This window comes from Serratia sp. szju, assembly GCF_044594185.1.
Taxonomy (GTDB): domain Bacteria; phylum Pseudomonadota; class Gammaproteobacteria; order Enterobacterales; family Enterobacteriaceae; genus Serratia; species Serratia bockelmannii.
This window is the reverse complement of the sequence record NZ_CP172576.1, coordinates 3,180,247-3,204,802: the sequence shown is the minus strand read 5'-3', so window position 1 is coordinate 3,204,802 and position 24,556 is coordinate 3,180,247. Positions and strand designations below refer to the sequence as shown.

The 24,556-nt window shown below is 63.1% G+C and carries 24 protein-coding genes, 3 tRNA genes and 1 riboswitch; of the genes, 11 read left to right on the top strand and 16 right to left on the bottom strand.

Features of this window, described 5'->3' with window-relative positions:
* Positions 1 to 26: 26 nt before the first annotated feature.
* The 3 genes from RE418_RS15195 to RE418_RS15185 form a co-directional block, all read right to left on the bottom strand.
* Complete coding sequence (locus RE418_RS15195) at positions 27 to 497, bottom strand: MarR family winged helix-turn-helix transcriptional regulator (protein ID WP_025303393.1); 471 nt, start codon at positions 495 to 497, stop codon at positions 27 to 29.
* Entirely contained in the window at positions 487 to 1,974 is a 1,488-nt protein-coding gene (locus tag RE418_RS15190; RefSeq protein WP_043140020.1) for a UbiD family decarboxylase, read from the bottom strand. The genes RE418_RS15195 and RE418_RS15190 overlap by 11 nt, the downstream gene beginning before the upstream one ends.
* Positions 1,975 to 2,444: 470 nt before the next feature.
* Positions 2,445 to 2,534: transfer RNA gene (locus RE418_RS15185), tRNA-Ser, on the bottom strand.
* 92 nt (positions 2,535 to 2,626) lie between these two features.
* Between RE418_RS15185 and mtfA the strand changes: the two genes are divergently transcribed.
* Both mtfA and RE418_RS15175 read left to right on the top strand, forming a co-directional pair.
* Complete coding sequence (gene mtfA, locus RE418_RS15180) at positions 2,627 to 3,427, top strand: DgsA anti-repressor MtfA (RefSeq protein ID WP_025303395.1); 801 nt, start codon at positions 2,627 to 2,629, stop codon at positions 3,425 to 3,427.
* Between the two features lie 99 nt (positions 3,428 to 3,526).
* A tRNA-Asn gene (locus RE418_RS15175) sits at positions 3,527 to 3,602 on the top strand.
* Between the two features lie 54 nt (positions 3,603 to 3,656).
* Here the strand turns inward: RE418_RS15175 and gap are convergent.
* The 4 genes from gap to RE418_RS15155 form a co-directional block, all read right to left on the bottom strand.
* Complete coding sequence (gap, locus tag RE418_RS15170; protein WP_025303396.1) at positions 3,657 to 4,667, bottom strand: type I glyceraldehyde-3-phosphate dehydrogenase; 1,011 nt, start codon at positions 4,665 to 4,667, stop codon at positions 3,657 to 3,659.
* Positions 4,668 to 4,744: 77 nt separating this feature from the next.
* Positions 4,745 to 5,719 (bottom strand): GlxA family transcriptional regulator, encoded by a 975-nt coding sequence (locus tag RE418_RS15165; RefSeq protein ID WP_060447871.1) that lies wholly within the window; start codon positions 5,717 to 5,719, stop codon positions 4,745 to 4,747.
* Between the two features lie 126 nt (positions 5,720 to 5,845).
* Positions 5,846 to 6,580: an SDR family NAD(P)-dependent oxidoreductase gene (locus RE418_RS15160; protein WP_043140014.1), complete on the bottom strand. Its 735-nt coding sequence runs from the start codon at positions 6,578 to 6,580 to the stop codon at positions 5,846 to 5,848.
* A gap of 13 nt (positions 6,581 to 6,593) precedes the next feature.
* The gene (locus tag RE418_RS15155; RefSeq protein WP_025303399.1) at positions 6,594 to 7,616 is read right to left on the bottom strand and encodes an LLM class flavin-dependent oxidoreductase; all 1,023 of its coding nucleotides are present in this window, start codon (positions 7,614 to 7,616) and stop codon (positions 6,594 to 6,596) included.
* Between the two features lie 149 nt (positions 7,617 to 7,765).
* Positions 7,766 to 7,868: riboswitch (TPP riboswitch) on the top strand.
* 62 nt (positions 7,869 to 7,930) lie between these two features.
* Here RE418_RS15155 and RE418_RS15150 point away from each other — a divergent pair.
* The 4 genes from RE418_RS15150 to RE418_RS15135 are packed head-to-tail and all read left to right on the top strand — an operon-like array spanning position 7,931 to position 11,086.
* The gene (locus RE418_RS15150; protein ID WP_043140011.1) at positions 7,931 to 8,614 is read left to right on the top strand and encodes a TenA family protein; all 684 of its coding nucleotides are present in this window, start codon (positions 7,931 to 7,933) and stop codon (positions 8,612 to 8,614) included.
* A complete protein-coding gene (locus RE418_RS15145) occupies positions 8,611 to 9,351 on the top strand; it encodes an ABC transporter ATP-binding protein (protein WP_025303401.1) in 741 nt (246 codons plus the stop codon). Before RE418_RS15150 ends, RE418_RS15145 begins: the two co-directional genes overlap by 4 nt.
* On the top strand, positions 9,348 to 10,115 hold the full coding sequence (locus RE418_RS15140; RefSeq protein WP_049209462.1) for an ABC transporter permease: 768 nt from the start codon (positions 9,348 to 9,350) through the stop codon (positions 10,113 to 10,115). Before RE418_RS15145 ends, RE418_RS15140 begins: the two co-directional genes overlap by 4 nt.
* A 35-nt stretch (positions 10,116 to 10,150) precedes the next feature.
* The gene (locus RE418_RS15135; protein WP_089181064.1) at positions 10,151 to 11,086 is read left to right on the top strand and encodes an ABC transporter substrate-binding protein; all 936 of its coding nucleotides are present in this window, start codon (positions 10,151 to 10,153) and stop codon (positions 11,084 to 11,086) included.
* Here the strand turns inward: RE418_RS15135 and RE418_RS15130 are convergent, their stop codons facing one another.
* Positions 11,087 to 11,827, bottom strand: coding sequence for a transporter substrate-binding domain-containing protein (locus tag RE418_RS15130; RefSeq protein ID WP_089181065.1), 741 nt, complete (start codon positions 11,825 to 11,827; stop codon positions 11,087 to 11,089).
* Between the two features lie 285 nt (positions 11,828 to 12,112).
* On the opposite strand from RE418_RS15130, the gene opgB reads away from it, so the two are divergent.
* Positions 12,113 to 14,416: a phosphatidylglycerol--membrane-oligosaccharide glycerophosphotransferase gene (gene opgB, locus RE418_RS15125; RefSeq protein WP_089181066.1), complete on the top strand. Its 2,304-nt coding sequence runs from the start codon at positions 12,113 to 12,115 to the stop codon at positions 14,414 to 14,416.
* Between the two features lie 137 nt (positions 14,417 to 14,553).
* Positions 14,554 to 16,017, top strand: coding sequence for an AMP nucleosidase (locus RE418_RS15120; protein ID WP_043139988.1), 1,464 nt, complete (start codon positions 14,554 to 14,556; stop codon positions 16,015 to 16,017).
* A gap of 36 nt (positions 16,018 to 16,053) precedes the next feature.
* Here the strand turns inward: RE418_RS15120 and nac are convergent, their stop codons facing one another.
* The gene (nac, locus tag RE418_RS15115) at positions 16,054 to 16,977 is read right to left on the bottom strand and encodes a nitrogen assimilation transcriptional regulator NAC (protein WP_043139985.1); all 924 of its coding nucleotides are present in this window, start codon (positions 16,975 to 16,977) and stop codon (positions 16,054 to 16,056) included.
* A 338-nt stretch (positions 16,978 to 17,315) separates the two neighbouring features.
* Between nac and RE418_RS15110 the strand changes: the two genes are divergently transcribed.
* A tRNA-Asn gene (locus RE418_RS15110) sits at positions 17,316 to 17,391 on the top strand.
* A 57-nt stretch (positions 17,392 to 17,448) separates the two neighbouring features.
* Here RE418_RS15110 and RE418_RS15105 read toward each other — a convergent pair.
* Both RE418_RS15105 and RE418_RS15100 read right to left on the bottom strand, forming a co-directional pair.
* The gene (locus RE418_RS15105) at positions 17,449 to 17,889 is read right to left on the bottom strand and encodes a DMT family transporter (RefSeq protein WP_025303411.1); all 441 of its coding nucleotides are present in this window, start codon (positions 17,887 to 17,889) and stop codon (positions 17,449 to 17,451) included.
* Between the two features lie 17 nt (positions 17,890 to 17,906).
* On the bottom strand, positions 17,907 to 18,425 hold the full coding sequence (locus tag RE418_RS15100; RefSeq protein WP_089181067.1) for a GNAT family N-acetyltransferase: 519 nt from the start codon (positions 18,423 to 18,425) through the stop codon (positions 17,907 to 17,909).
* 38 nt (positions 18,426 to 18,463) lie between these two features.
* Here RE418_RS15100 and RE418_RS15095 point away from each other — a divergent pair, with 38 nt between their 5' ends.
* A complete protein-coding gene (locus tag RE418_RS15095; protein WP_025303413.1) occupies positions 18,464 to 19,033 on the top strand; it encodes an XRE family transcriptional regulator in 570 nt (189 codons plus the stop codon).
* Between the two features lie 12 nt (positions 19,034 to 19,045).
* On the opposite strand, the gene RE418_RS15090 is transcribed toward RE418_RS15095, so the two are convergent.
* From RE418_RS15090 to RE418_RS15080, 3 genes are all read right to left on the bottom strand, one after another.
* Positions 19,046 to 19,339, bottom strand: coding sequence for a DUF2623 family protein (locus RE418_RS15090; protein WP_025303414.1), 294 nt, complete (start codon positions 19,337 to 19,339; stop codon positions 19,046 to 19,048).
* Between the two features lie 132 nt (positions 19,340 to 19,471).
* A complete protein-coding gene (locus RE418_RS15085; RefSeq protein WP_043143183.1) occupies positions 19,472 to 20,059 on the bottom strand; it encodes a nitroreductase family protein in 588 nt (195 codons plus the stop codon).
* 69 nt (positions 20,060 to 20,128) lie between these two features.
* Positions 20,129 to 21,025 (bottom strand): LysR substrate-binding domain-containing protein, encoded by an 897-nt coding sequence (locus RE418_RS15080; protein ID WP_089181068.1) that lies wholly within the window; start codon positions 21,023 to 21,025, stop codon positions 20,129 to 20,131.
* Between the two features lie 115 nt (positions 21,026 to 21,140).
* Between RE418_RS15080 and RE418_RS15075 the strand changes: the two genes are divergently transcribed.
* On the top strand, positions 21,141 to 21,776 hold the full coding sequence (locus RE418_RS15075) for a flavodoxin family protein (protein WP_025303417.1): 636 nt from the start codon (positions 21,141 to 21,143) through the stop codon (positions 21,774 to 21,776).
* An 8-nt stretch (positions 21,777 to 21,784) separates the two neighbouring features.
* On the opposite strand, the gene RE418_RS15070 is transcribed toward RE418_RS15075, so the two are convergent.
* Positions 21,785 to 23,002 (bottom strand): acyl-CoA dehydrogenase family protein, encoded by a 1,218-nt coding sequence (locus RE418_RS15070; RefSeq protein WP_089181069.1) that lies wholly within the window; start codon positions 23,000 to 23,002, stop codon positions 21,785 to 21,787.
* Between the two features lie 17 nt (positions 23,003 to 23,019).
* Entirely contained in the window at positions 23,020 to 24,453 is a 1,434-nt protein-coding gene (locus tag RE418_RS15065; RefSeq protein WP_043143179.1) for an MFS transporter, read from the bottom strand.
* Positions 24,454 to 24,556: the final 103 nt, after the last annotated feature.

Genomic DNA, 24,556 nt, shown 5'->3' with positions numbered 1-24,556 from the left:
TTTCTCCGCAACTGGGACCGGAATAGCTAAGGGGTATCGATAAACAACATCATGCGTTGCAAAGCGTCATCCAGGGCACTGAGCCCCGCGTCATCCAGGCAGGCCATCAGCTGGGCGTCATAATCCGCCACCCATTGCCTCGCCTGGTCAAAAATGGGGCGAGACGCCGGCATGACGCGCAGATATACCGCGCGCTTATCTTCCGGATCGGGGAAGCGCGCGACCCACCCCCGATTAACCAGTTGGGTGATCGTACGGCCTAGCGCGGTGCGATCGGTCTGCGAATGCGCTATCACCTCGCTCATGGCCACGTCGCCCGGAAAACTGTAGAGAATACGCAACGCGCGCCACTCATGGAGGCTGAGCCCTTGCAATGCGAGTAACGCAGACAGCCGTTTTTCGCGGTGACGCACCACCTCCGTCATCCTGTAAAGCGCACCGTCGGGCAATCCCATTCCCTGTCGGCCGCTATGCCTGTCTTTTTTTTCAGAACCCATACTGTTTCCAATTAGCCTCGACTTTTACCCTGACCTGTTCCGGATACGAGTGCCTGAAAGAGGCGGTACCCGCACGTGTTACGCCGCTGAACTGCTCGGGGAACAGGCAGTTGATGATGGCTTTGCCGCCGCTGCCGCGCGCCTTGTCTTCTTCCGACAGGTACGGCACCATCGGGAACTCGCGTACGTCCGGGAAAATAAAATGATCGCGCGCCGGATGTGAGCGCGTAGCCAACGCCCAAACCACCTGATTGATATCGACAATATCAATGTCATTGCCGACCAGGATCAGTTTGGGGATCAGGTAGCCCGCATGCGAACCGAAGACCGCCTCCGCCACCTTGCCGGCAAAATCCGCCGCGTTGGTCTTCATTCCGGCCAGTTTTTCGGTATCGACGGAGACCACCGCCCAACAGGTCGCCGCCTCATAGGAACACCAGACAAAGTCGACGGGCAATGCCGCGCTCTGCAGGGTCTCCAGCAGCTGGGCCGATATCATGGTGCCCCAGATCGTATGATTTTCCTCCGGTGGCGTGCCTGCGACGCAAATCGGCAAAATGGGGTCATCGCGAAACGTCATCGCGTGCACATGGAACACCGGCTGTTCATGACCCTGCTGGTGTTGATAGCCGTGATACTCCCCCATCGGCCCTTCCAGCGCCGTCTCCGTCAGGCTGATTTCACCTTCCAGCACAATTTCCGCATTGGCCGGCACCCAGAGATCGTTGGTTTCCGCTTGGGTGAGCGTGACACTTTTACCGAGCAACGCGCCGACATAGTCAGGCTCACTGACGCCGGCCGGCAACGGCATCCCCGCGACCGCCACCGCGGCAGGCGGCGCCCCGAGCACCATCGCCCACGGCGTAGGTTTCCCTTCCCGACGCCACATTTCACGGATCATGCCGATGTGCTGGGTGGGGATTGCCGGGCCGGTGAGACGATTGCGATCGAGCATCATGAGCCTGCCGATGCCCCAGCTGTGCCACTTCCCGTCCGGGGATTGCACGACATGGAACCCGTAGGTGCCAAAATAGCGCCCGCCATCCCGTTCATGCAGCAGAGGCACCGGGAAGCGTGCCAGATCAACCTCGTCACCTCGCCAAATATTCTCTTTCACCGGGCCGGTCGAACAATAATCGGGGGCAAGCGGTTCCGCCTTCACCGCCCGGCGAATCGCCGCCACGATATCTCGCGGGGAGCTCTCTGGCGGTAGGCCAAAATGGAGGGCGAGGCGAGAATAGGCATGTTCCGCAGAAGCGAGCATGCCGGCCGGCGCGCCGAGAATGCGAGCCCCCGGCATCGCGCCCGCCACATGATGAAATAGCGGAGCCGAAAGCCGTTGCTCATAGACCCGGCGGCAGACAGCCGCTATCTCCAAGTCGGCGGAAACTTCCTGATGCACGTCGACCAAATCGTTTCGGCGACGCAATTCCTCAATGAAGTGACGAAAATCCAGTGCGCAATCGAGCAAACTCATGGCAAATCCTCCAGTTTCCGGGCGTTCAGTCCCTTCTATTCCCATCGCGGCGGAGAGGAGACCGTTTTTATGTGCATGTGCACACATATTAGTGCACGAAAAATCGCGTGTAAATACACGCTACCCTGGAGATGTGGGGCATGTTGTCAGTCTGGCAAACGCTTCAAGGGATAGCGGAGTCAGGCCATGCACGCCCCTGCCGGCAGGCATTATCACCGTGGCGGTTTCACACCTTCAGCATGATTGGCCTGCGCCTGGCACTGGGCTTACCACAAGCGCCGCACCGGGTTTAAGCGCAACATGGCTCACAAAATGAAGAACATAATCGCAAAATGCTATTCGTTGATATTGCACGGGTTATAATGCGGAAAAGGATCTCGGCCAACGCAAACCGGTTTCAGATCGAACGGTTTACAAGCATTAGCGAAAGAAAAGGATTTTGATTCGATAGGGAACAACGAGGGGTAAAGTGGCGGAGAGAGGGGGATTTGAACCCCCGGTAGAGTTGCCCCTACTCCAGTTTTCGAGACTGGTCCGTTCAGCCGCTCCGGCATCTCTCCTAACAACGCTTGCTATCATGCCCGCTTTTACGGCATTTTTACAGCATTAGCACACCGCTGAACGTTCAAGTGACGACTTTACGAGCAACCTGATGATTAAATGGCCGTGGAAAGCGACTCAACCCTCTCAACCCCAGGCAGACACTCAGGCCCAGTGGCAGGACGCGCTGGCGATCCCGCTGCTCTCGCCGCTGAATGAGCAGGAGCAGCAGCGGCTGGTGGCCGTTGCCGGGCAGATCTTGCAGCAAAAGCGCATCGTGCCGCTGCAGGGGCTGCAGCTCACCTCGCAAATGCAGGCGCGCATCGCCCTGCTGTTCGCCTTGCCGGTGCTGGAACTCGGCGCGGAGTGCCTCGACGGCTTCAACGAAATTCTGCTCTACCCCACCCCGTTCGTGGTGGAAGACGAATGGCAGGACGAGATCGGCCTGGTGCACTCGGGGCCAGTGGTGCAGTCTGGCCAAAGCTGGGAACAGGGGCCGATCGTGCTCAACTGGCAAGACGTGCAGGACTCTTTCGATCTCTCTGGTTTCAATCTGGTGATCCACGAAGCGGTGCACAAGCTGGATATGCGCAACGGCGGCGTCGCCACCGGCGTACCGCCGATCCCACTGCGCGAGGTGGCCGCCTGGGAGCACGATCTGCACGCCGCGATGGAAAGCCTGCAGGACGAGATCGACATGGTCGGTGAAGAGGCCGCCAGCATGGATGCCTATGCCGCCACCGATGCGGCCGAGTGCTTCGCCGTGCTGTCGGAGTATTTCTTCAGCGCTCCCGAGCTGCTGGCCGAACGCTTCCCGGCGCTGTATCAGCACTTTTGCCGCTTCTACCGCCAGGATCCGCTGGCGCGCCTGTTGCGCGGCCAGGTGGAAAACGACGCGCAATGGGCTGATTGACGGGCTTATTGCTCAGATACCGAGCAGTCGCACCGCCTGGGGCAATTTAGCGTTGACACACCCGGGGCCGCTGGATATCATGCGCCCCGTTCACACGATTCCTCTGTAGTTCAGTCGGTAGAACGGCGGACTGTTAATCCGTATGTCACTGGTTCGAGTCCAGTCAGAGGAGCCATATTTAGAGAAGCCCGCTTAAGGAAACTTAAGCGGGCTTTTTGCTATGGGGCGTTTACAGCCCGCGTTTTTCCATCAGCAGCGCCAGATCGACCAACCGATTGGAGAAGCCCCATTCGTTGTCATACCAGGCGAGCACTTTCACCAGATTGCCGCCGATCACCAGCGTGGACAGCCCGTCGATGATCGACGAACGCGCATCACCCCGGTAGTCGCTCGACACCAGCGGTTCATCGCTGTAGCCCAGGATCCCTTTCAGCGGGCCGGATGCCGCCGCCGCGCGGAAAGCGGCGTTAATCTCTTCCACCGTCGCCGGGCGTTTCAGCGTCACCGTCAGATCGACGATCGAGACGACCGGCACCGGCACCCGCAGCGAGTAACCGGTCAACCTGCCGTCGAGATCCGGGATCACCTTGCCGAGCGCCTTGGCCGCGCCGCTGGAATAAGGCACGATCGATTCCGCCGCCGCCCGCGCGCCGCGCAGATCTTTTTCCGGCTGATCGTGCAGCGCCTGGCTATTGGTATAGGCGTGAGTAGTGTTCATCAGCCCGTATTCGATGCCGAACGCCTGATGCAGCACCTGCGCGGCGGGCGCCAGCCCGTTAGTGGTGCAGCTGCCGTTGCTGACCACTTTATGCAGCGCCGGATCGTAGAGCTGGTCGTTAACCCCCATGACGATGGTGATGTCGTCGTTCTTGGCCGGCGCCGAGATAATCACCCGCTTGGCGCCGCCGTGCGTGATGTGCACTTCCGCCTTGGCCTTGTCGGTAAAGAAGCCCGTCGCTTCGATCACCACGTCAACGCCCACGCTGCTCCAGGGGATCTCGGCGGGATCGCGCTGCGAAAATACCTGAATCGGCCGGCCGTCCAGCAGCAGTTGGTTGTCGCCGGCTTCCACCCTGGCCGCCAGCGTGCCGGAAAGCGTGTCGTATTTCAGCAGGTGCGCCAGCGTTTTGCTGTCCGTCAGATCGTTGATCGCCACCACTTCAAAATCGCTGCGCCCCAGCGCCGCGCGCAGCACGTTGCGTCCGATCCTGCCAAATCCATTAATGCCTACTCTCACCATGATGCACTCCTCGTTTTGGGCTTTGCCTCGACTCTAGCCCTGCCCCGAGGCGGCGTAAATGACGTTTACCGATCAATTTACGCCAAATTGCGCGCATGGAAGCGTTCGCGGTATTCACTCGGGGTCAGCTGCAGTTTGCGCTCAAACACCCGCCGTAGGTTAAGGCCGTTGCCAAAGCCGGTGGCCAGGGCGATCTGCTCGATGCCTTGCGCACTCTGCTCCAGGCGCTGCCTGGCGGTATGCAACCGGCCTTCTTCGACGAATTTGGCGGGAGAAATGCCCGTCTCGCGGGTGAATACGCGGGTAAAGTTGCGCGGGCTCATCGCCACGCGTTCGGCCAACCGTTCGACGCTGAGATCGTCGGCGAGGTTTTCCAGGATCCAGGACTGCAGGTCGCGGATCGGGCCCGGCGATTTGGCCTGGTTGAGCGGGTAGCGGCTGAACTGCGCCTGCCCGCCGGGGCGGCGCAGAAACATCACCAGATCCTGCGCCACTTCGCGCGCCTGCACGAAGCCGTAATCATCCTCCACCAGCGCCAGCGTCAGATCGAAGCCGGAACTGACGCCGCCGGAGGTCCAAATCGGCCCGTCCTGCACGTAGATCGGGCCGTTTTCAACCTGCACCCGCGGGAAGCGCGCCTGCAGCGTTTCCGCCAGCCGCCAGTGGGTAGTCGCCCGCCGCCCGTCCAGCAATCCGGCTTCGGCCAGCAGCAGAGCCCCGCCGCAAACGGAAGCGATACGGCGCGTCTGCGGCGCCGCGCGGCGCAGCCAATCCGCCACCAGGGCGCCCTCTTCTTCGGTTGCCCCCTTGCCGGCAACAATGACGGTATCGCGCGGCAGGGCCGGATCGAGATCCGCCAGGCGATGGTCAGCCAACAGGCTCAGCCCGGACAGGCCGTGCACCACCCGGTGAGATTGCGTAGTGGCGACCGCGATCTGATACAGCGGCGTCTCGGCGGAACTCAGGCGATTAGCCTGCATCAGGATATCTGCGATGCCCGCCGCTTCGAACAGCATGCCCCCTTCAGGGACGATAATCAGGAATGTATGCATGGCGATAATTACAAGAAAGAGCAAAACAGGCCAGACAACCACTGTATAAGAAAAGCGCCGCGGGTTCACCCTGCGGGCATAAAAAAGCCCGCCGATAACCTCGACGGGCCTGGAAGGAATAGCCATTCAAACCTGCGGCAAGCTCACCCCGCCGGCGCGCGCCAATTGCGCCAGCAGCGCCGTTTGAAACGCCTCGTCGTGTACCGCTGCATGGGGTTCGAGGCGCTGCTGATGGTGCCAATAGCCGCCGGACGCCAGGGCCTGCGGTTCATCGCTGCTCACCAGCCACGCCTGCGTCACATGCCCCAGCGCCAGATCGTCGGGCGCGTCCGCGCCGCCCATTTTTGTCGGCACCCAACCGGGATCGACCGCGCTGCTGATCACGTCAGGCCACAGGCGCGCCACGGCGGCGGCCAGCGCGGTGACGAACAGTTTGCTGTCCGAATAAGAGCCTGCGGCGCCGCCAAGCCAATCCACGCCGTTCAGTTCCGCCACGCCGTCAAAGTGCATACTGCTGCTCAGATAGACGATACGCTTGGGGCGTTCGATCAGGGCCGTCAGCAGGTAGGGCGCTATGACGTTCACCGGCATCACCTGCGGTCCGGTAAACATACCGGCATTGTGGATCACCGCGTCCGGGCGACCGAGGCGATTGACCTGCTCGGCGAGCTGCCGGATCTGCTGCACATCGGACAGATCGCCGATCGTCGCCTGTGCACCGCGATCCAGCAGATCGCGCACCGCGTCCAGACGGCCGGGCTCACGCGCATGCAGAATCACCTGATGTCCTTCGTCCAACAGCGTTTGCGCGGCGGCGCGGCCCAGCCCGTCCACCGAGCCGGTAATGAAAATGCGTGACATGCAGCTCCTCCGTTTAGCGCCAGCCGAGCGCCGGCGCGACATGGGTTAAAATCGATTCGATAACGTGGGCGTTGTAATCCACGCCCAGTTGGTTAGGCACGGTCAGCAGCAAGGTATCCGCTTCGGCGATGGCCTCGTCCTGCGCCAGCTGTTCGATCAACGCGTCAGGTTCTGCGGCGTAACTGCGGCCAAAGATCGCCCGGGTTTGCGCATCGATATACCCCAGTTGGTCGCCTTCCTTACCGCTGCCGCCGAAGTAGTTGCGATCCCGCTGATCCACCAGCGCGAAGATGCTACGGCTCACGGAAACCCGCGGCTCATGCGTGTGGCCGGCCTCTTGCCAGGCGGCGCGGTAGGCGCGGATCTGCTTGGCTTGCTGGATGTGGAAGGGTTCGCCGGTCTCGTCGTTCTTGAGCGTCGAGCTTTGCAGGTGCATGCCGAGCTTCGCCGCCCAGACGGCGGTGGCATTGGAGCCGGCGCCCCACCAGATGCGGTCGCGCAGCCCGGCGGAAAACGGCTCCGGCCGCAGCAGCCCGGGCGGATTCGGGAACATCGGCTGCGGATTGGGCTCGGCGAACCCTTCGCCGCGCAGCGCTTCCAGGAACACTTCGGTATGGCGGCGGGCCATGTCCGCATCGGTTTCGCCGTCGGCCGGGGCATAGCCGAAATAGCGCCAGCCGTCGATCACCTGCTCCGGCGAGCCGCGGCTGATGCCGAGCTGCAGCCGCCCGCCGGCGATCAGATCCGCCGCGCCAGCGTCCTCCACCATGTACAGCGGATTTTCATAGCGCATGTCGATCACGCCGGTGCCGATCTCGATGCGTTGGGTTTTGGCGCCGATGGCGGCCAACAGCGGGAACGGCGATCCCAGCTGGCGCGCGAAGTGGTGCACGCGAAAATAGGCGCCGTCCGCTCCCAGATCTTCGGCGGCGACCGCCAGATCGATGGACTGCAGCAGCGCATCCGCCGCGGAACGGGTGCCGGACTGGGCGGAAGGCGACCAGTGGCCAAACGAGAGAAAACCAATCTTTTTCATCGGGCATCATCCTCAGAGGCAAAACATGAGCCTACAGTGACAAAAACCGCGCGCCTTGCGCCAGCAAAATCACCCTCGATCGCACTAAACGAACCGATTGCCGCCGCACCGCCCGGCGATTGTAATCAAAAAACAAATGTCGTATAACAGGCAGCTCCGAGGGGTGTCCTGTTACGGGCTGAGATGGCGCAAGCCGAACCCTTTGAACCTGATCTGGGTCATGCCAGCGAAGGGACGGTTAGGCAACAACGCTCTCACCCGTTGCCTGTTCATACCCCAGCGTGCCCGGATCTCCACTGACTCAAGGAGGTCCCATGTCCATCACTACCCTGTTCGAAAGCGGTCTTTACGGCCGGCTGCGCCACCATGCCGGCAGCCACTGGCAAGATTACGTCGATCATCCATTTCTGCAGCAGCTGGCCGCCGGCACCTTGCCTGAACGCGCTTTTCGCCGCTACCTGACCCAGGACTATCTGTTTCTGCTGCACTTCGCCCGCGCCTACGCGCTGCTGGTCAGCAAGCTACGCACCCTGCCGGAGATGCGCGCCGCCACCGCCTCGCTCAACGGCATCGTCGCCGAACTGCCGTTGCACGTGGCCTACTGCGCCGAATGGGGGCTGAGCGAAGCGCAGATCGCCGCCCAGCCGGAAGCGGCGGAAACCATGAACTACACCCGCTACGTGCTGGATATCGGCCATGCCGGCGACGCCCTCGATCTGCTGGCCGGCCTGCTGCCCTGCGTGGCCGGCTATGCCGAAATCGGCCTGCGGCTGCTGCACGATCCCGCCACTCAGATGGAGGGCAATCCTTACGCCTCCTGGATCCGCAACTACGGCGACGAGGGCTATCTGGCCGGCGTGCGTGCCGCCATCGAACTGCTGGAAACCGTCGGCCACCAGCGCGGCGCACAAGGCCGCTTCACCGAGCTGGCGCAGATTTTCACCACCGCCACCCAGCTGGAATCGGCATTTTGGCAGATGGGGCTGAACGCCTCATGACCTCCCCGCTTCTCCCACCCGGCATCCAGGTGCGGGATCTCAGCCTGCGTTTCGGTCAGCAAATCGTCTTCGACCGGCTGAGCTTCGACATCGCCGGCGGCAGCTTCGTCGCCCTGCTCGGCGCCAGCGGCGCCGGCAAAACCAGCCTGCTGAAGATCATCGCCGGCCTGGCGCAGGCCAGTTCGGGTACGGTGACCGGCAGCGACGGTTTGCCGATCGCCGGGCGCATCGCCTACATGGGGCAAAAAGACCTGCTCTACCCGTGGCTGACCGTCGAAGAGAACGTCGCCCTCGGCTCGCGGCTGCGCGGCGAAGTGGCGGATCGGGCGTGGGTGGCGCATCTGCTCGAACGCGTAGGCCTGGCCGCGCATGGCCGCAGCCTGCCCGCCGCGCTGTCCGGCGGCATGCGCCAGCGCGCCGCCATCGCCCGCACGCTCTACGAACGCCAGCCGATCGTGCTGATGGACGAACCCTTCTCCGCATTGGACGCCATTACCCGCGCCGAGATCCAAAGCCTGGCCGCCGAGCTGCTGGCGCAAAATACCGTACTGCTGATCACCCACGATCCGATGGAGGCCTGCCGCCTGAGCCACCGGCTGCTGGTACTGTCGCCCTGGCCGCTGGGCCTCGACGATACCCACCGTATCAGCGGGCAACCGCCGCGCGCGCCGGATGACGCCGACCTGCTGAAAAGCCAGGCCGAGCTGCTGCAACAGCTGGTGAGGGCCGCGCAATGAAGATTGCCGAAGAGCATGGCCTCACCCGCCTGCGGCGTGGGCTGACGGTGTTTGCCGGCCTGCTGCTGCTGTGGTGGCTGGCGGCGCAAAGCGGCATTCCGGCCTTTCTGCTGCCCACGCCGGGCGCGGTGGCGCAGGCGCTGTGGGACGGGCGCGGCTATCTCGCCTGGCACACGCTGGTCACGGCTTCGGAGATCGTCAGCGGGCTGGTGCTGGGCGTGCTGCTCGGCGCGGCGCTGGCGCTGTGCATGATCTTCTCGCCGCGGCTGCAGCGCTGGCTGATGCCACTGGTGCTCACCAGCCAGGCGATACCGGTGTTCGCCCTGGCGCCACTGCTGGTGCTGTGGTTCGGCTTCGGCATGAGCGCCAAGGTGGCGATGGCGGTGCTGGTGATTTTCTTCCCGGTGGTGTCGGCCTTTTTCGACGGGCTGCGCCGGGTCAACAACGACTATCTCGATCTGGCGCGCACGATGCGCGCTTCGCGCTGGGCGCAGCTGCGGCACGTGCGGCTGATGGCGGCGCTACCGGCCTTCGGCTCCGGCCTGCGCATGGCCGCCGCCGTCGCGCCGATCGGCGCCATCATCGGCGAATGGGTCGGCTCGGCCGAAGGGCTGGGCTACGTGATGCTGAACGCCAACGCGCGCATGCAGACCGACGTCTGCTTCGCCGCGCTGTTTATTTTGGTGCTGATGACCGTGCTGCTGTGGGCCGCGGTGGATGCGCTGCTGCGGCGTCTGATCGCCTGGGCGCCGGAAAACGACTGATGATTGCAACCATAACCAGGGATAAAGGAACGACCATGATCAAACAAACCGTTCGCGGGCTGCTGCTGGGCGCTGCCCTCACCGGCCAGGCCGGTGCGGCCGAGAAGCTGACGCTGGTGCTCGACTGGTACATCAACCCCGATCACGCGCCAATTATGGTGGCCGAGCAGATCGGCGCCTTCAAGACCGCAGGGCTGGACGTCAAGATCGTGCCGCCGTCCGATCCGGCGCTGCCGCCGCGGCTGGTGGCCGCCAAACAGGCCGACCTCGCCATTACCTATCAGCCGCAGCTGCACTTCTTCGCCGATCAGGGCCTGCCGCTGATGCGCGTCGGCACCCTGATCAACACGCCGCTGAATACGGTGATCGCGCTGGACAAAAACATCACGTCGCCGGCGGATCTCAAGGGAAAAACGGTGGGTTACTCGGTCAGCGGCATCGAACAGGCGACGCTGACCACCATGGTCGAACACGAGCACCTCAAGCCGCAGGACATCAAGCTTATCAACGTCAACTTCCAGCTGACCAGCGCCCTGCTGGCGGGCCAGGTCGATGCGGTGATCGGCGGCTACCGCAACATCGAAGCGCTGGAGCTGAAGCTACAGGGTAAAGAACCGGTGGTGTTCAACGTCGAAGACTACGGCGTGCCGGCCTATGACGAGCTGATCATCGTCGCCAACCGCGATGCGGTGAACGAGCCGAAAATCCGCAAATTCCTCGCCGCGCTGAAGCAAGGCAGCGACTACCTGCATGCACATCCGCAGGAGACCTGGCTGGCGTTCGCCAAGGCGCACCCGGAGCTGAATACCGAGCTGAACAAACAGGCGTGGCAAGCCAGCCTGCCGCTGTTCGCGCGCGATCCGGCCAAGTTGGATCGGGCCCGCTATGAGGCTTACGAACAGTTCCTGTTCGACAACAAGCTGATCAAGAAAATCACCCCGGTGGAACAGTACGCGGTGGAGCTCGACTGATCACGCCGAGGCGGCCGGCGGCGCCACCGTCACCTCGCCCTGGCCGCTGCGCTGCAAGGCCGCCTTCACCAACCCGTTGGCCTTGCAGCGTTCGATAAACGCGTTCACGTAGGCGGCGCCCTGCGTTTTTTGCCGCGGTACCGCCATCGCCTGGCGGATGGCGGTGAAATGCCCGTCCAGCACCCGGTAGCCGGGATGGGCGGCCGCGGCGGCCAGCAGCGGTTGACGCACGCCGGCCGCCGCCTCCAGCCCCCGTTCGAAAAACAGCGCGATCGCCTCGGCGGAGGTTGCCGCCCGCACCAGCTGCGCCTGCTGCAGCGTGCGCGATAAAAACAGATCGTACGCCGCCCCCTGGCCGACCGCGATGCGCACCTCCGGCCGGTCGAGCTGCGCCACCTCAAAGTAAGGCGCGTCGTTCGCCACCAGGTAAGTCCCCTCGATGATCACGTAGGGTTCGCTGAAGGCGATTTGCGCCGCACGCACCGGCTCGATAGCCATAAACGCCAGGTTCCAGGCGCCGCTGTCCAGGTCGGCAAACACCTTGCCCGCCGCGTCATAGGTGACCAGCTCGAGCGCCACGCCCAGCTCCTGGGCCAGCGCGGCGGCCAGCTCCACCGAAGCGCCTTGCGGTTTACCGCCGGCCCCGGCCTGTGCCAGCACCGGATTGCCGTAGTTGATCGCCGCGCGCAACACGCCTTGCGGGGCCAGATCGTCGAGTACCGCGGCGGGAATCGTCTGCATACTTCCTCCTGTGAAAGGCTGATGGGCGCACCGTCGTGGCGCTCATTAAGCGTAGAGCGAAACCTCCGACCAGCAAGCTTTCGCCGCCGAGGCCGCCGTCGGCGTGATTAACGTCACACTATTGTCATAAAAATGTACAATAGCCGCCGTTCGTCGGCCGTAGCGGGAGATCGCGCGTTGTTCCGCCGCCGGCAATAGGCTATACCCTTCACTTTTCGCGCCGCGGCACGGTCGGCGGCGCAGACCAGGGCAGCAACGTTTTTTCAATCAGACAGGGTTTGGCGGATGGTTTTAGCAGTCGTTTCTTTTGTTCTCTTTTTGGCGTCGATTTTGATTTATCGCACCCGGGCCGCCGCCAACCGCTGGTGGTTCGCCATTCTGCTGACGCTGCTCGGCAGCTATCTGGTGCTGAACGTCATCCTGATCGCCAGCAACTACTTCACCGGCGACGGCATCACCGACGCGGTGATTTACACCGTCACCAGCAGCCTCAAAGGCGCGGGCATCAGCAAATACGTGCTGCCGTTCATCGGCCTGCTGGCGGCGTTGGGGCTTATCTTCGCGGTGCTGGCCCGCAGCCTGCTGCGCCGCAAAGCCAAAGGCAGCAGCGTGGCCTACAGCCTCGTCGCCGTGCTGCTGGCGCTGTTTTCGGTCGGCACCACCCCGGCATTTCAGGACATCTCGCTGCTGGTCAAGAGCCAGATCGTCGGCGATACCGCCGATTTCACCACCTACTACAAGGCGCCGAAAAAGACCGTGCAGGGCAAGCGGCCGAACCTGGTGTACATCTATGCCGAGAGCCTGGAGCGCACCTACTTCGATACCGAGCTGTTTCCCGGCCTGGCCGACGAGCTGAACGCCCTGCGCGCGGACAGCATCGATTTCAGCAACACCCAACAGCTGCCGGGCACCGGTTACACCATCGCCGGCATGGTCGCCTCACAGTGCGGCATTCCGCTGTTCGCGCCCTTCGACGGCAACGCCTCCAGCGCGGTCTCCACCTTCTACCCGGAGAACGTCTGCCTGGGCGACGTGCTGAAGGCCGCCGGCTACAGCAACTCTTTCTATCAGGGCGCCGAGCTGGCGTTCGCCGGTAAAGACACCTTCCTGAAATCCCACGGCTTCGACCACGTTTACGGCTTCAAAGAGCTGCGCGAACAGGTCGCCGATCCGAGCTACAAAAACGACTGGGGCTGGTACGACGATAGCGTGCTGGACGTGGTGTACGGCAAGTTCGTCGAGCTGTCCAAACAGCGCCAGCCGTTCTCGCTGTTTACCCTGACCGTCGATACCCATCACCCGGACGGCTTTATCTCCGCCGGCTGCAGCAAGAAGAGTTACGCCTGGCAGAACAAGGAAAACCGCTCGCTGAGCGCGGTGGCCTGCAGCCAGCAACACATCGCCGCGCTGATCGACAAAATCAAACGCTCGCCCTATTTCAGCAACACCGTGATCGTGGTGTCCTCCGATCATCTGGCGATGAACAACACCGCCTACGACATCCTGACCAAACAGAAGCGCCGCAACCTGTTCTTCATCATCGACGGCACCCGGCCGCAGGCGGAGCAGCGCAACGAGAAGCGCAGCACGCTGGACAACGGCGCCACGGTGCTGGACGTGATGGGCGGCGACAACTACATCGGCCTCGGCCGCAGCAGCCTGTCGGCGCCGTCGCTGTCTACGGTGTTCCTGAATATCGAAGAGAAAATTAACGGCTGGAAACCGGCGGTGATCAACCAGTGGGGCCTGCCGAACCGCATCAGCGACTACAGCGTGGACACGCGCCAACGCAGCTTCAGCTTCTCCGGCGTCACTTACAAGGTGCCGTTCATCCTGCGGGTGGGCGACAACCGCATCGAACCGATGTTCAACGTCTACCTCTCCACCCCGCTGCGCAAACAGCTGGCCGGGCTGGGCGCGGGGGAGAAATTCGTCTGGGTCGATAAATGCTACGAGATCGGCCGGGTCTGGGCGCCGCAGCTGGCGCTGAGCACCGACATCTGCGTGGCCTCCGGCACCCTGGCCTCGCCGCCGCAGATCGCGCAGGCCAGCGGCGAACGCTTCAACGGCAAGGTGAACTTCACCGGCCCGGCGACGGACAGCGTCGCCGATTACCAAAACGCCGTCGCTCGCCTGCAGGTGGACGACGCGGCGGTGAAATACCGGGCGGACGCCATCGAGTTCATGCTGCCCGGCCTGCCGGAGCAGGTGAAGGCCATTACCGGCGTCTCCGCCGTCGAGGAGTGGGGCCGCTGGTCCGACGCCAACCTGGCGCCGGCGGTCGACATCGATTACGTCGACCCGCTGCCGAAGACCTTTGATCTGGTGCTGCGCGCCCGCGCCTACGGCAACAACGTCGGCGAACCGATTTCGGTGCGCGTCGGCGACGAAGAGCGCTTCGTGTCGCTCGGCGAGCAGGACAGCACCGTCACCCTGCGCTTCGACAACCCGCGCGGCGCGCAGAAGATCAGCATTACCCCGCCGGCCCCCACCGAGCCGAAAGAGAGCGCCAGCGGCGGCTTCACGCCGAAGAAGCTGGGCATCGGGCTGGTGTCGCTGAAGGTCGAAGCGGCCGCGCCCGCCTCCTGACCCCCGGCACGCTACGGGCGCGGTAATTTCTTTGCCGCGCCCGTCATTTCGACCAAGCTTTTACGCCCTTCTTCGGCTAACCTGTGACGGTGAAACGCCGCCAATCCCGCCAGAGCCGGGACATCGAAGGAGAAAGTATGAGCTATGCCCCACCTCGCAGCGGCCTCAGCGCCGATCAGGCACTCGATCAACTGGAAGCCCTGTATGACGCCGCGGTAGACGCGCTGCGTCAGGCGGTCAGCGATTTTATCAGCCACGGCACCCTGCCGGATGAGCAGGCGCGCGCCGCGGGGCTGTTCGTGTATCCCGAGCTGCGCGTCAGCTGGGACGGGCAGCAATCCGGCCCAAACAAAACCCGCGCCTTCGGCCGCTTTACCCATCCCGGCAGCTACAGCACCACCGTGACCCGGCCGCAGCTGTTCCGCCACTATCTGGCCGAACAGCTGGCGATGCTGGAACACGATTACGCCGCCCATATTGAAGTGGCGCCGTCGCAGCAGGAGATCCCGTTCCCTTACGTGATCGACGGTTCCAGCCTGGCGCTCGATCGCTCAATGAGCGCCGGCATCGCGCAGCATTTCCCCACCACCGAGCTGGCGCAGATCGGTGACGAGACCGCCGACGGCCTGTATCACACCACCGACAACCATTTCCCGCTGTCGCATTTCGATGCGCTGCGCGCGGATTTCTCGCTGGCGCGTCTGCGGCACTACACCGGCACCCCGGTGGAGCATTTCCAGCCGTTCGTGCTGTTCACCAACTACACCCGCTATGTGGACGAGTTCGTGCGCTGGGCCTGCGCGCAGATCGCCGATCCGGCCAGCCCGTACATCGCGCTCTCCAGCGCCGGCGGTACCTACATCACGCCGGAAACCAGCGCGCCCGAACAGGCGGTGTCCGATCTGGCGTGGAAAAACCACCAGATGCCGGCCTATCACCTGATTTCACGCACCGGTCAGGGCATCACGCTGATCAACATCGGCGTCGGCCCGTCCAACGCCAAAACCATCTGCGATCACCTGGCGGTGCTGCGCCCGAGTGCCTGGCTGATGATCGGCCACTGCGGCGGCCTGCGCGAAAGCCAGAAGATCGGCGATTACGTGCTGGCCCACGCCTATCTGCGCGACGATCACGTGCTGGATGCGGTGCTGCCGCCGGATATCCCGATCCCGAGCATCGCCGAGGTGCAGCGCGCCCTGTACGACGCCACCAAGATGGTCAGCGGCATGCCCGGTGAAGAGGTCAAACAGCGTTTGCGCACCGGCACCGTGGTCACCACCGACGATCGCAACTGGGAGCTGCGCTACTCCGCTTCGGCGCGGCGCTTCAACCTCAGCCGCGCGGTGGCGGTCGATATGGAGAGCGCCACCATCGCCGCCCAGGGTTACCGCTTCCGGGTGCCGTACGGCACGCTGCTGTGCGTCTCCGACAAACCGCTGCACGGCGAGATCAAACTGCCGGGCCAGGCCAACCGCTTCTACGAAGGGGCGATCTCCGAGCACCTGCAGATTGGCATCTGCGCCATCGATCTGCTGCGCGCCGAGGGCGATCGTCTGCACTCGCGCAAGCTGCGCACCTTCAACGAACCGCCGTTCCGGTAACGGTGCTCAGGCCCGCTGCGGCGGGCCGTTTTTTCCTCAACGCACCAGTGCCAGTGCGCGTTTTTCCTGGCTTCGACCGCCGGCGATCGACAGCAGCAGGTCTTTGACCAGCAGCGCCGGGGCGGACAGCGCCTGTTGACCCGACATGCACAGCGCCAGCGGCACCGACATCGTCGGCGCATTGATGCGTGCCATCCAGGCCTTGGCCGGGCCGATCATCGCGCGCGCCACCGATTCCGGCAGCACGGTCGCCCCCAGCCCGCTGGCGATCGCGGCGCTCAGCGCGCCCGAGGATTCGATCTCCCCCACCACGTTGGCAGCCAGCTTGCGCAGCGCCATCGCCTCCTCCAGCTGGTTGCGCACCGCATCGCCCTCGCGCGGCAGGAACAGGTTCAGCCGCGCCACGTCCAGCAGCTCGACGCTGTTGCCGGGATGCGGCACCGCGCGCGTCGCCACCAGATAAAGATCTTCGCGCATCAATGCGATGGCGTGCAGCCCGGCGGGCATCTTGGCGCCGTAGACCATCGCCATGTCCAGCGTCTGGTTAGCCACCTGCCCGGTGAGCGTCGTGCCGCCGTTTTCATGCAGGCTGAGCAGGATGCCCGGCTGCTGATCGCGCAGAGTCTGCAGCAACGGCAGCGCCAGCTGCGCCGCGGTGCTGCCCGACGCCAGCCCGAGAGACACCTGGCCGCTCATCGCCTGTCCGGCGCTGTTAACCGCGCTCTGCGCCTGCTCGCACTGGCGCAGAATGGTCTGCGCGTGGGCATACAGAATGTTGCCGGCCTCGGTCGGCTGTACGCCGCGCTTGGTGCGGATCAGCAGCTGTTGCTTCAGTTCCCCTTCCAGCGTCGCCAACTGCTGGCTGAGCGCCGGCTGGGCGATGTGCAACACTTCCGCCGCCTGGGTCAGGCTGCCAATATCGACGATTTTCACGAAGTACTTCAGACGTCTGAAATTCATAGTGCCTCCAGCGAGCCGCTAAATTGAGAATGCCGAAATCCGGTCATGCAATCACAGCAAGATCCAGGCCAGAGTCGGTAAACGGCCGTGGAAGCGGGGTACAAGGCGGTAAATGGCCGTTCGCCGGGCGGCGCGCGCCACCGCGCAGGGCAACCGTTGCACCATCGGCAGGCAAATGCGCCAAACAACGGGCAACCCGGCGGCGCTGCGCGCGGGATAAGCAATAAAAGCGAGAAAAAGCAGCAGGTTGGGCAATCTTGCAGCAAACGGACGCATCGGGCATTTTCGCGCTTTACAAGCCGCAACCGCCCCGCTATTATTCGCCCCGTTCACACGATTCCTCTGTAGTTCAGTCGGTAGAACGGCGGACTGTTAATCCGTATGTCACTGGTTCGAGTCCAGTCAGAGGAGCCATATTTAGAGAAGCCCGCTTAAGGAAACTTAAGCGGGCTTTTTGCATGTCAGCCGCCGTCAAAAGCTGCGTTTCGCCACCAGATAGGCGCCCGCCACCAGCAGCAGGGCGCCCAACAGCGCCGGCAGATTCTCGCGCAGCGCCGCCGGGCCGGCGCGGTAGACGTCCACCAGCAGCCCCATGCACAGCTGGCTGGCGACCAAGATCGAGATGGTGGCCGCCGCGCCCAGTTTTTGGTAGCCCAGGATGCCGGCGAACACGAACAGCGATCCCAGCAGCCCCGGTAACAGCATCCACCACCTGGCGGCGCCGGTCACTTCCGCCACCGCGCCGAGGCCGTTTTTGGCCAGCAGCAACCCCACCAGCAGCAACAAACCGACGCTGGAGTTGATCACCAGCGTGATAAGGATGGTCGAAACGCTTTCGGTAATACGCACCATCAACAGATTCTGCACCACCAGCCCCATCCCGGCCGCGATCAGCAGTAACAGCATATTCATCGCCCTGCCTCCCGGGGTCAGCGCGCCGGCGGCGCCGCCCGCTCGTCGAGCGTCAGCTGCAGGAAAGTCAGATCCAGCCATTGGCCAAATTTGGCGCCCACCTGCTCCATACGCCCCACCTCGCGGAACCCGAGCGCCAGGTGCAGCTGAATGGAGGCCCGATTGCCGGATTCGATGCCGGCCACCATCACATGCTTGCCGATCTCTCGCGCCCGTGCGATCAGCGCCAGCAGCAACGCTTTGCCAATCCCCTCTCCGCGATGCGCCTGGTGGACATACACCGAGTGCTCTACGGTATGGCGATAGCCGTCCCAGGCTCGCCAATCGCCGAACGACGCGTAGCCGATCGCCTCGTCCGCGCCGTTCACCGCCACCAGCACCGGGTAACCTGCCGCCTGCCGCTCGCCGATCCACGCCGCGCGGTTGGCCGCATCCACGGTTTGTTCATTCCAGATGGCGGTGCTGTTCAACACCGCGTCGTTATAGATAGCGGCAATCGCCGCGCTATCGTTGAGCGTCGCATTTCGTATAATCATGGTTTACCCCGGCCAATTGTCCACTATAATACTACGATATGAATATTAAATTAGACAATCTAAATCAGCTGATCGGCGCACGCATTCGCATTGAGCGCGAGGCGCGCCACTGGTCGCTGTCCGATCTGGCCGAACGGGCGGGCGTCTCACGGGCGATGGTTCATAAGATCGAGCGCGGCGAGAGCAGCCCGACGGCGATGCTGTTGGGCAGGCTGGCGGGAGCGTTCGGCCTCAGCATGTCCAAGCTGATCGCCCGGGCGGAAACGCAGGAAGGCCGGCTGCTGCGCCGGGAAGATCAACCGGTCTGGGTCGATCCGGAGAGCGGCTACGTGCGGCGCCACGTGTCGCCGCGCACCGATCTGCCGCTCGATCTGGTGCGCATTGAACTGCCGGCCGGCGCGGCGATCCCGATGCCGGCTTCGGTGTACGCGTTCAAACGTCAGCTGATCTGGGTTTTATCCGGCGAGCTGGTCTTTCTTGAGGGTGAGGCGCGCCATGAAATGGCCGAAGGCGACTGTCTGGAGCTCGGCCCACCGGCGGACTGCCGCTTTGAAAACCAGAGCGACCAACCGTGCGTGTATATGGTGGCGGTGCTGAGCGCCGCCTGACGGCCGTCTGCGCTACCCCTGCGCCGGTCGGTTATAGCCGGCGCGGAAAAACTTCTCCGCCAGCCGGCTGTCGCCGCCGGAGAAGAACTCGCTCATCGGCTCACTGCCAAGGCCATAGGCACGGCTCAGCTGACCGGCTTCGAACGCCGCCCGGTTCTCGTCGCCGCAGCGCTGCGCTAAATGGTGCGCATAGCCGAGCACAAAGCCACGCTTGTAGTCGGAGCAAAAGCGCGACAGCTCCGCCTCCGGCTTCAGGTTCTCCGCCTTTAACCCCGCCAATAACCCTTTGCCAAAATGATCTCCCACGGGTTCCTCCTCATTACGCAATCGTTATATAAAAAAATATACAGCGAATAAGCGAACGCGAACATACTCCCAAAGTTTTACTCGCCGCATAAAAAAGGCCCGCAAAGCGGGCCTCGGCGAGAACGCGGGCAATCACAGCGTGAAATTCAGCCCTTCGCTGACGGTCTTGCCCAGCGGCAGGCGGCCCGACGGCGCCTCTTTTTCCTGCAGGAAATCCGGCAGGCGGGCTTTGTCGCCCGGTTTGCCGATCGCCACCATGGCGTGCACCGCATAGTCGTCCGGCAGCTGCAACGCCGCTTTGATCTTGTCGTGGTGAATGCCGCTCATGCAGTGGGTCAGCCAGCCTTTCAGGTGCGCCTGATGCGCCAGGTTGGCCCAGGCTGCGCCGGTGTCGAACGCGTGGGTCGGGTTGTCCACCAGCCGCTCGCCGTTCAGGCTGGTGGTTTTGGAGACGATCACCACCAGCGCCGAGGCGTGCTGCGCCCAGCCGCGGTTGAAGTCGATCAGGAACTCCAGGTAGTTCTCCCAGCTGTCGGAGCCGTGCTTGCTGTAGGCAAAGCGCCACGGCTGAATGTTGTAGGCCGAAGGCGACCAGCGCGCCGCTTCAAAGAAGCTCAGCAGCGTTTGATCGTCGATGGCGTCGTTGGTCATCGCGCGCGGCGACCAGCGCTCGATAAATTGCGCGTCAATCGGGTAATCGGAGGTTCTTGGCTGGCTCATGATAGGTTCTCGCAGTGAAGTAAAAACAAAAGTTCGCTGATATTCCCACAGCTTAGGACGGTAAAACTTTTATTTCGTGCCATTGCCTTGCGGCAGTTCCTGCTGCAGCCAGGCGAGAAACGCCCTGACCGGCGGGTGCCGCTCGCGTCCCGGCGCGCACAACACGCTGTACGCGGCACCCGGAACGCGCACCTCCGGCCGGTACGCCACCAGCAGACCGTTGTCCACCATCTCGGACACCATCACCGAGCTGGCGAGCACCAACCCCTGCCCGGCCACCGCCGCCTGCAGGGCGTAATGTTCCTCGTGATAGCTGCGCATCGCCGCATGGCGCTGCCACCAGTCCACGCCGGCGGCCCGGCACCAGTCATGCCAACCGCTGTCGTACAGCGCAGAATCCCCCCACTTCACGGTGATCAGCACCGGATTTTCCGGTTCGGCGGCAGCCAGCCCCGGCGCGGCGTAAACGCCAAAGCTCTCCTCCAGCCGCGCCGTCTGATGCAGCGAGGGATAGTGTGCGCGACTGTAACGCACCGCCACATCCACGCTGGCGTCCTGCTGCAGATCGATCACCTCGGCGCAGGCCTCCAGGCGCACCAGATAGTGCGGGTACGCCTGGTAGAAACGCCCCAGGCGCGGCACCAACCACAGCGCCGCGAACGAGTGCGTCACCGAGACGCACAGCGAGCCGCTGCTGGGCTGCGGCCGCAGGCCTTCGAGCGTGGCGGCGACGTCCAGCAGCGCGCCGTGCACCCCGGCGAACAGCGTTTTTCCCTTCGCCGTCAGCCGCACGCCGCGCGGCACTCGCTCGAACAGCGCAAACCCCAACTGCTGCTCCAGCGCTTTGATCTGGTGCGAGATCGCCGTCGGCGTCACCGCCAGCTCGGCCGCCGCCAGCTTGAAGCTGCGCAGGCGAGCGGCGGATTCAAAGGTGCGTAATGCGTTGACGGGCAGCGTAGCGAACATGGCGAAATCCCTCTAGGTGAGTTGAATTCATCCTGGCAGAAAAGCCGTCATTTGTCTCCTGCCGTCACTTGTTTCTAAAGTAGGGTTGAATTCACTTCATACCGAGGAACATGACATGAATACAACTCATCAATCCAAACGTCTGGTTGTGCTGGTCGGCAGCCCGCGCCGTGACGGCAACAGCGCCACGCTGGCGCAGGCGATCCTGGTGGGCGCCGCCGAAGCCGGCACCGTCGCCAGCCTGCATTTTCTCGATGATTACCTGAGCGGTTTTCTGAGCGATGAACGCCATACGCCGCCGCCGGGCGATCGCTACGCCGAGCTGTTCCTGGAGCACTTCCTGCCGGCCGACGGCGCGGTATTTTGCACGCCGATTTACTGGTACGGCATGTCGGCGCAAACCAAGGCCTTTTTCGATCGCTCGTTCAGCTTCTATTCCAACGCCTACCCTCAGGCGGAACAGGTGCACCAACGCATGAGCGGCAAACGCATCGGGCTGGCGGTGGCGTCGGAAGAAACTTATCCTGGCGCGGCGCTGGGCATCGTGCATCAGATCCAGGAGTTCAGCCGTTACACCCATTCCGCCTTCGTCGGGCTGGTGCACGGCACCGGCAACCAGCGCGGTGAGATCGCCCGCGATCCGCGCAACCCGCTGCAGGCCGCCCGCGAGTTGGGGCGCGAGTTCTTCACCCGCCCCTACTCGGATTATCAGATGGACAGCCCGCGCAGCACGCAAGTTTGGACGGAATAGCCACGGCCTCAACCGCCACTGCCGATTTGCCAGATAAAGGTCGGCGTATGGCGGTTAATTTCCCAGTCACCGATATTGCGCGCCTTGTAGATCACCGGATTATGTGAAGAGAGCGTGCGCGCATTGCGCCAGTGGCGATCCAACGCCTTGCCGGTACGGGTATCTGAAGCGCCGAGCGCATTGAACAATTCACCGGCGGCGCGCTGCACCCACTCCCCGGCGATGACCTGCGCCCTGGCGGCGTCCAGCTCCGCCGTCACGTTAAGCGCCTGCAGCAGCGCTTCATCGCCGGATCGATGCGCCTCGTAAGCCTGCTGCAGCGAGGAAGTCGCTTTTAGCACCGTCGCCTCAACCGCATAGGCCCAGGCGCTGATTTGCCCCACCACCTGCTGGATCTGCACGTCGTCCTTCACCCAACCGGCGTTGCCGTGGCTATAGATCCTTTTACGTTGCCTCACGCCCTCGCCGACGTCTCGCAGCACCGCGCGACCGATCCCCGCCAGCGTCGCCAGCAACACATGCTGATAGAACGCAGTTTGGTAACGGAAGCGCTCGGCAAAGGCGTAGACGTGCGCCTGCTCGACCTGCGCATCAATAAAACGCGTGGTGCCGCTGCCGGTAGTACGTTGGCCAAATCCGTCCCAGTCGTCGTCGCGCTCTACGCCCGGCTGGGTGACGTTCACCAAAGCGATCACCGGGCCGCCGTTGTCGCTACGCTCGGCATACACGTCGATCCAATCGGCAAACAGACTGCCGGTGCTGTAAAATTTCTCGCCGTTGAGCGACCAGCCGTCGGCCTGCGGCGTTACCCGGGTATTGACCTGCCCCAGCTTCACGCCGCCGATCTCGGTCCAACCGCTGCCGACCAGCTCGCCGTCGAGAAAGCGTTCGAACCAGCGATCGCGTTCCGGGCCGTCCGGCGCGTTCAGCCGATCTTCCACGAAGGCGAAATGCGCCCGCAGCGCCTGCGGCAGGTTAGAGTCCGCCTCCGCCAGTTCGGCCAGCAGTTCGAACAGCTGCGGCAACGAAGCGCCGTCGCCGCCCTTTTCACGCGGGAGGCGCACCTTGCCGAACCCCGCCTCTTTCAGCCAACGGATCGGTTCATGCGGCAGCGTGCGCGACAGCTCTCGCTCCACCGCCCCGGCGGCGATTTCGGCGAAGATCGGCCGAAAACGCGCGGCCAGCTGTGCGTAGTCTGCTCCGGCGGATAACAGGTGTTGCGTCATGTCAGTGTCCTCTGTGGTTAAGCGCGATCGGCCAGATCGTCGATATCGTGCGCCGTCGGTTCAAAGCGAATGATCAGCAGGAAGACGATGGGGATCGCCGCCGCCAGTGAAACAATCCAAAACATGTCGGTGCCGAAGCGCGCCTGCAAAATCGGCAGAATAAACAACGCCAGCGCGCTGCCGATACCGGACAGCGAACGGCCGAAACCGACGCCGGTGGCGCGGATCGCCGTCGGGTAAGAGAGCGCCGGGTAAATCATCATCTGCGCGCCGGGGCCGAATCCTTCGGCGAACAGCCATAGGCCCAACATCAGGATCGCCAGCCCAACGCCGAACGCCGCCTGCGGATGTCCGATCAACGCCAGGGCAATCAGCGCGATAAACTGCAGCGCAAATCCGGCGATCGCCACCTGGCGCGACGGATACTTCCATGCCAGACGCATGCCGAGCAGGCCACCGGTAAAGGCGAACAGCACGTTCAGCCCGAGCGAAGCGGAGATAGTTTCAAACACCCCGGCGCCGAGAAACTGCGCCAGAATCGACGGCAGAAAGAAGGCGATGGCGGTGTATTCAAAGGAAATGCAAACGTTCATCACGCTGGCGACCAGCGTGCGCTCGCGGTACGGCTTGCGGAACAGCACGCGGAAGCTGACCTTCGGCGGCGCCGCCGGTTGGGCGGCGTCAGGTTCCGCCTCATGGGCGGCAATGCCGTATGACTCGCGCAGGATGCGCGCCGCCTCTTTCAGATCGCCCTGGTTAGCGGCCCACAGCGGCGACTCGTTCATAAACTTGCTGCGCACCATGATGATGAGCAACGCCGGCACGGCGCCGAAAATTAACGAGGCGCGCCACAACCAGTTCGCATATTCGGCCGGCAACAGAAAATAGAGCGCAAAGATGATCAGAAAACACACCGACGAAGCGGCGTACCACATCGGGCACCAGGCCGCCAGGCGCGACGCCTTGTTGGCCTTGCCGGTGAATTTGGAGAATTCGGCCAGATAGGCCATCGCCACCGGCAAATCGATGCCAACGCCGATCCCCATCAAAAAGCGCGCGCCGATCAGCACCCAGACGTTGGGCGCCAGCCCGGCGGCGATGGCGGAAACCACAAAAAACAGCATATCGGCCATAAACACCTGATAGCGGCCGTACTTGTCGGTCAACCAGCCGCCGACCAGGTTGCCGAGAATGGTCCCGACCATGATCGAAGAAGTTACCACCCCGGTCAGCAGCGGGCTGAGGCTGAATTCACGCACCACGTCATCGATGCCGTAAGACAGCGTGGTCAGGTCATAGGCATCGAGAAAAACACCGCCCAGCGCCAACAGCACGATCATGCGCGCATGGGTATTTTTCTCGCTGCGCTGGTTAATCAAACGCGCCACATCGCTGGCCGAGCCGATGGGCGCAGATAACGGCGGCGCGGTATCGATATTTAAGGTACTCATAGCTTCCTCGTTGTAATTGGCAGGTGACACCTCGTTTATAGGGTGAAAAAATTACGCCGACAAACAACAATTTCTTCTATAAATATCATTAATATCAATAAAT

Coding starts and splice junctions, on each gene's coding strand:
- RE418_RS15100 (WP_089181067.1), bottom strand. CDS start 18,425: ATGATTATACGAAATGCGACGCTCAACGATAGCGCGGCGATTGCCGCT.
- RE418_RS15085 (WP_043143183.1), bottom strand. CDS start 20,059: ATGAGCCAGCCAAGAACCTCCGATTACCCGATTGACGCGCAATTTATC.
- RE418_RS15160 (WP_043140014.1), bottom strand. CDS start 6,580: ATGTCACGCATTTTCATTACCGGCTCGGTGGACGGGCTGGGCCGCGCC.
- RE418_RS15065 (WP_043143179.1), bottom strand. CDS start 24,453: ATGAGTACCTTAAATATCGATACCGCGCCGCCGTTATCTGCGCCCATC.
- opgB (WP_089181066.1), top strand. CDS start 12,113: ATGGTTTTAGCAGTCGTTTCTTTTGTTCTCTTTTTGGCGTCGATTTTG.
- RE418_RS15165 (WP_060447871.1), bottom strand. CDS start 5,719: ATGCATACATTCCTGATTATCGTCCCTGAAGGGGGCATGCTGTTCGAA.
- RE418_RS15075 (WP_025303417.1), top strand. CDS start 21,141: ATGAATACAACTCATCAATCCAAACGTCTGGTTGTGCTGGTCGGCAGC.
- gap (WP_025303396.1), bottom strand. CDS start 4,667: ATGGTGAGAGTAGGCATTAATGGATTTGGCAGGATCGGACGCAACGTG.
- RE418_RS15155 (WP_025303399.1), bottom strand. CDS start 7,616: ATGAAAAAGATTGGTTTTCTCTCGTTTGGCCACTGGTCGCCTTCCGCC.
- RE418_RS15145 (WP_025303401.1), top strand. CDS start 8,611: ATGACCTCCCCGCTTCTCCCACCCGGCATCCAGGTGCGGGATCTCAGC.
- nac (WP_043139985.1), bottom strand. CDS start 16,977: ATGAATTTCAGACGTCTGAAGTACTTCGTGAAAATCGTCGATATTGGC.
- RE418_RS15070 (WP_089181069.1), bottom strand. CDS start 23,002: ATGACGCAACACCTGTTATCCGCCGGAGCAGACTACGCACAGCTGGCC.
- RE418_RS15135 (WP_089181064.1), top strand. CDS start 10,151: ATGATCAAACAAACCGTTCGCGGGCTGCTGCTGGGCGCTGCCCTCACC.
- RE418_RS15120 (WP_043139988.1), top strand. CDS start 14,554: ATGAGCTATGCCCCACCTCGCAGCGGCCTCAGCGCCGATCAGGCACTC.
- RE418_RS15195 (WP_025303393.1), bottom strand. CDS start 497: ATGGGTTCTGAAAAAAAAGACAGGCATAGCGGCCGACAGGGAATGGGA.
- RE418_RS15140 (WP_049209462.1), top strand. CDS start 9,348: ATGAAGATTGCCGAAGAGCATGGCCTCACCCGCCTGCGGCGTGGGCTG.
- RE418_RS15150 (WP_043140011.1), top strand. CDS start 7,931: ATGTCCATCACTACCCTGTTCGAAAGCGGTCTTTACGGCCGGCTGCGC.
- RE418_RS15105 (WP_025303411.1), bottom strand. CDS start 17,889: ATGAATATGCTGTTACTGCTGATCGCGGCCGGGATGGGGCTGGTGGTG.
- mtfA (WP_025303395.1), top strand. CDS start 2,627: ATGATTAAATGGCCGTGGAAAGCGACTCAACCCTCTCAACCCCAGGCA.
- RE418_RS15095 (WP_025303413.1), top strand. CDS start 18,464: ATGAATATTAAATTAGACAATCTAAATCAGCTGATCGGCGCACGCATT.
- RE418_RS15080 (WP_089181068.1), bottom strand. CDS start 21,025: ATGTTCGCTACGCTGCCCGTCAACGCATTACGCACCTTTGAATCCGCC.
- RE418_RS15130 (WP_089181065.1), bottom strand. CDS start 11,827: ATGCAGACGATTCCCGCCGCGGTACTCGACGATCTGGCCCCGCAAGGC.
- RE418_RS15190 (WP_043140020.1), bottom strand. CDS start 1,974: ATGAGTTTGCTCGATTGCGCACTGGATTTTCGTCACTTCATTGAGGAA.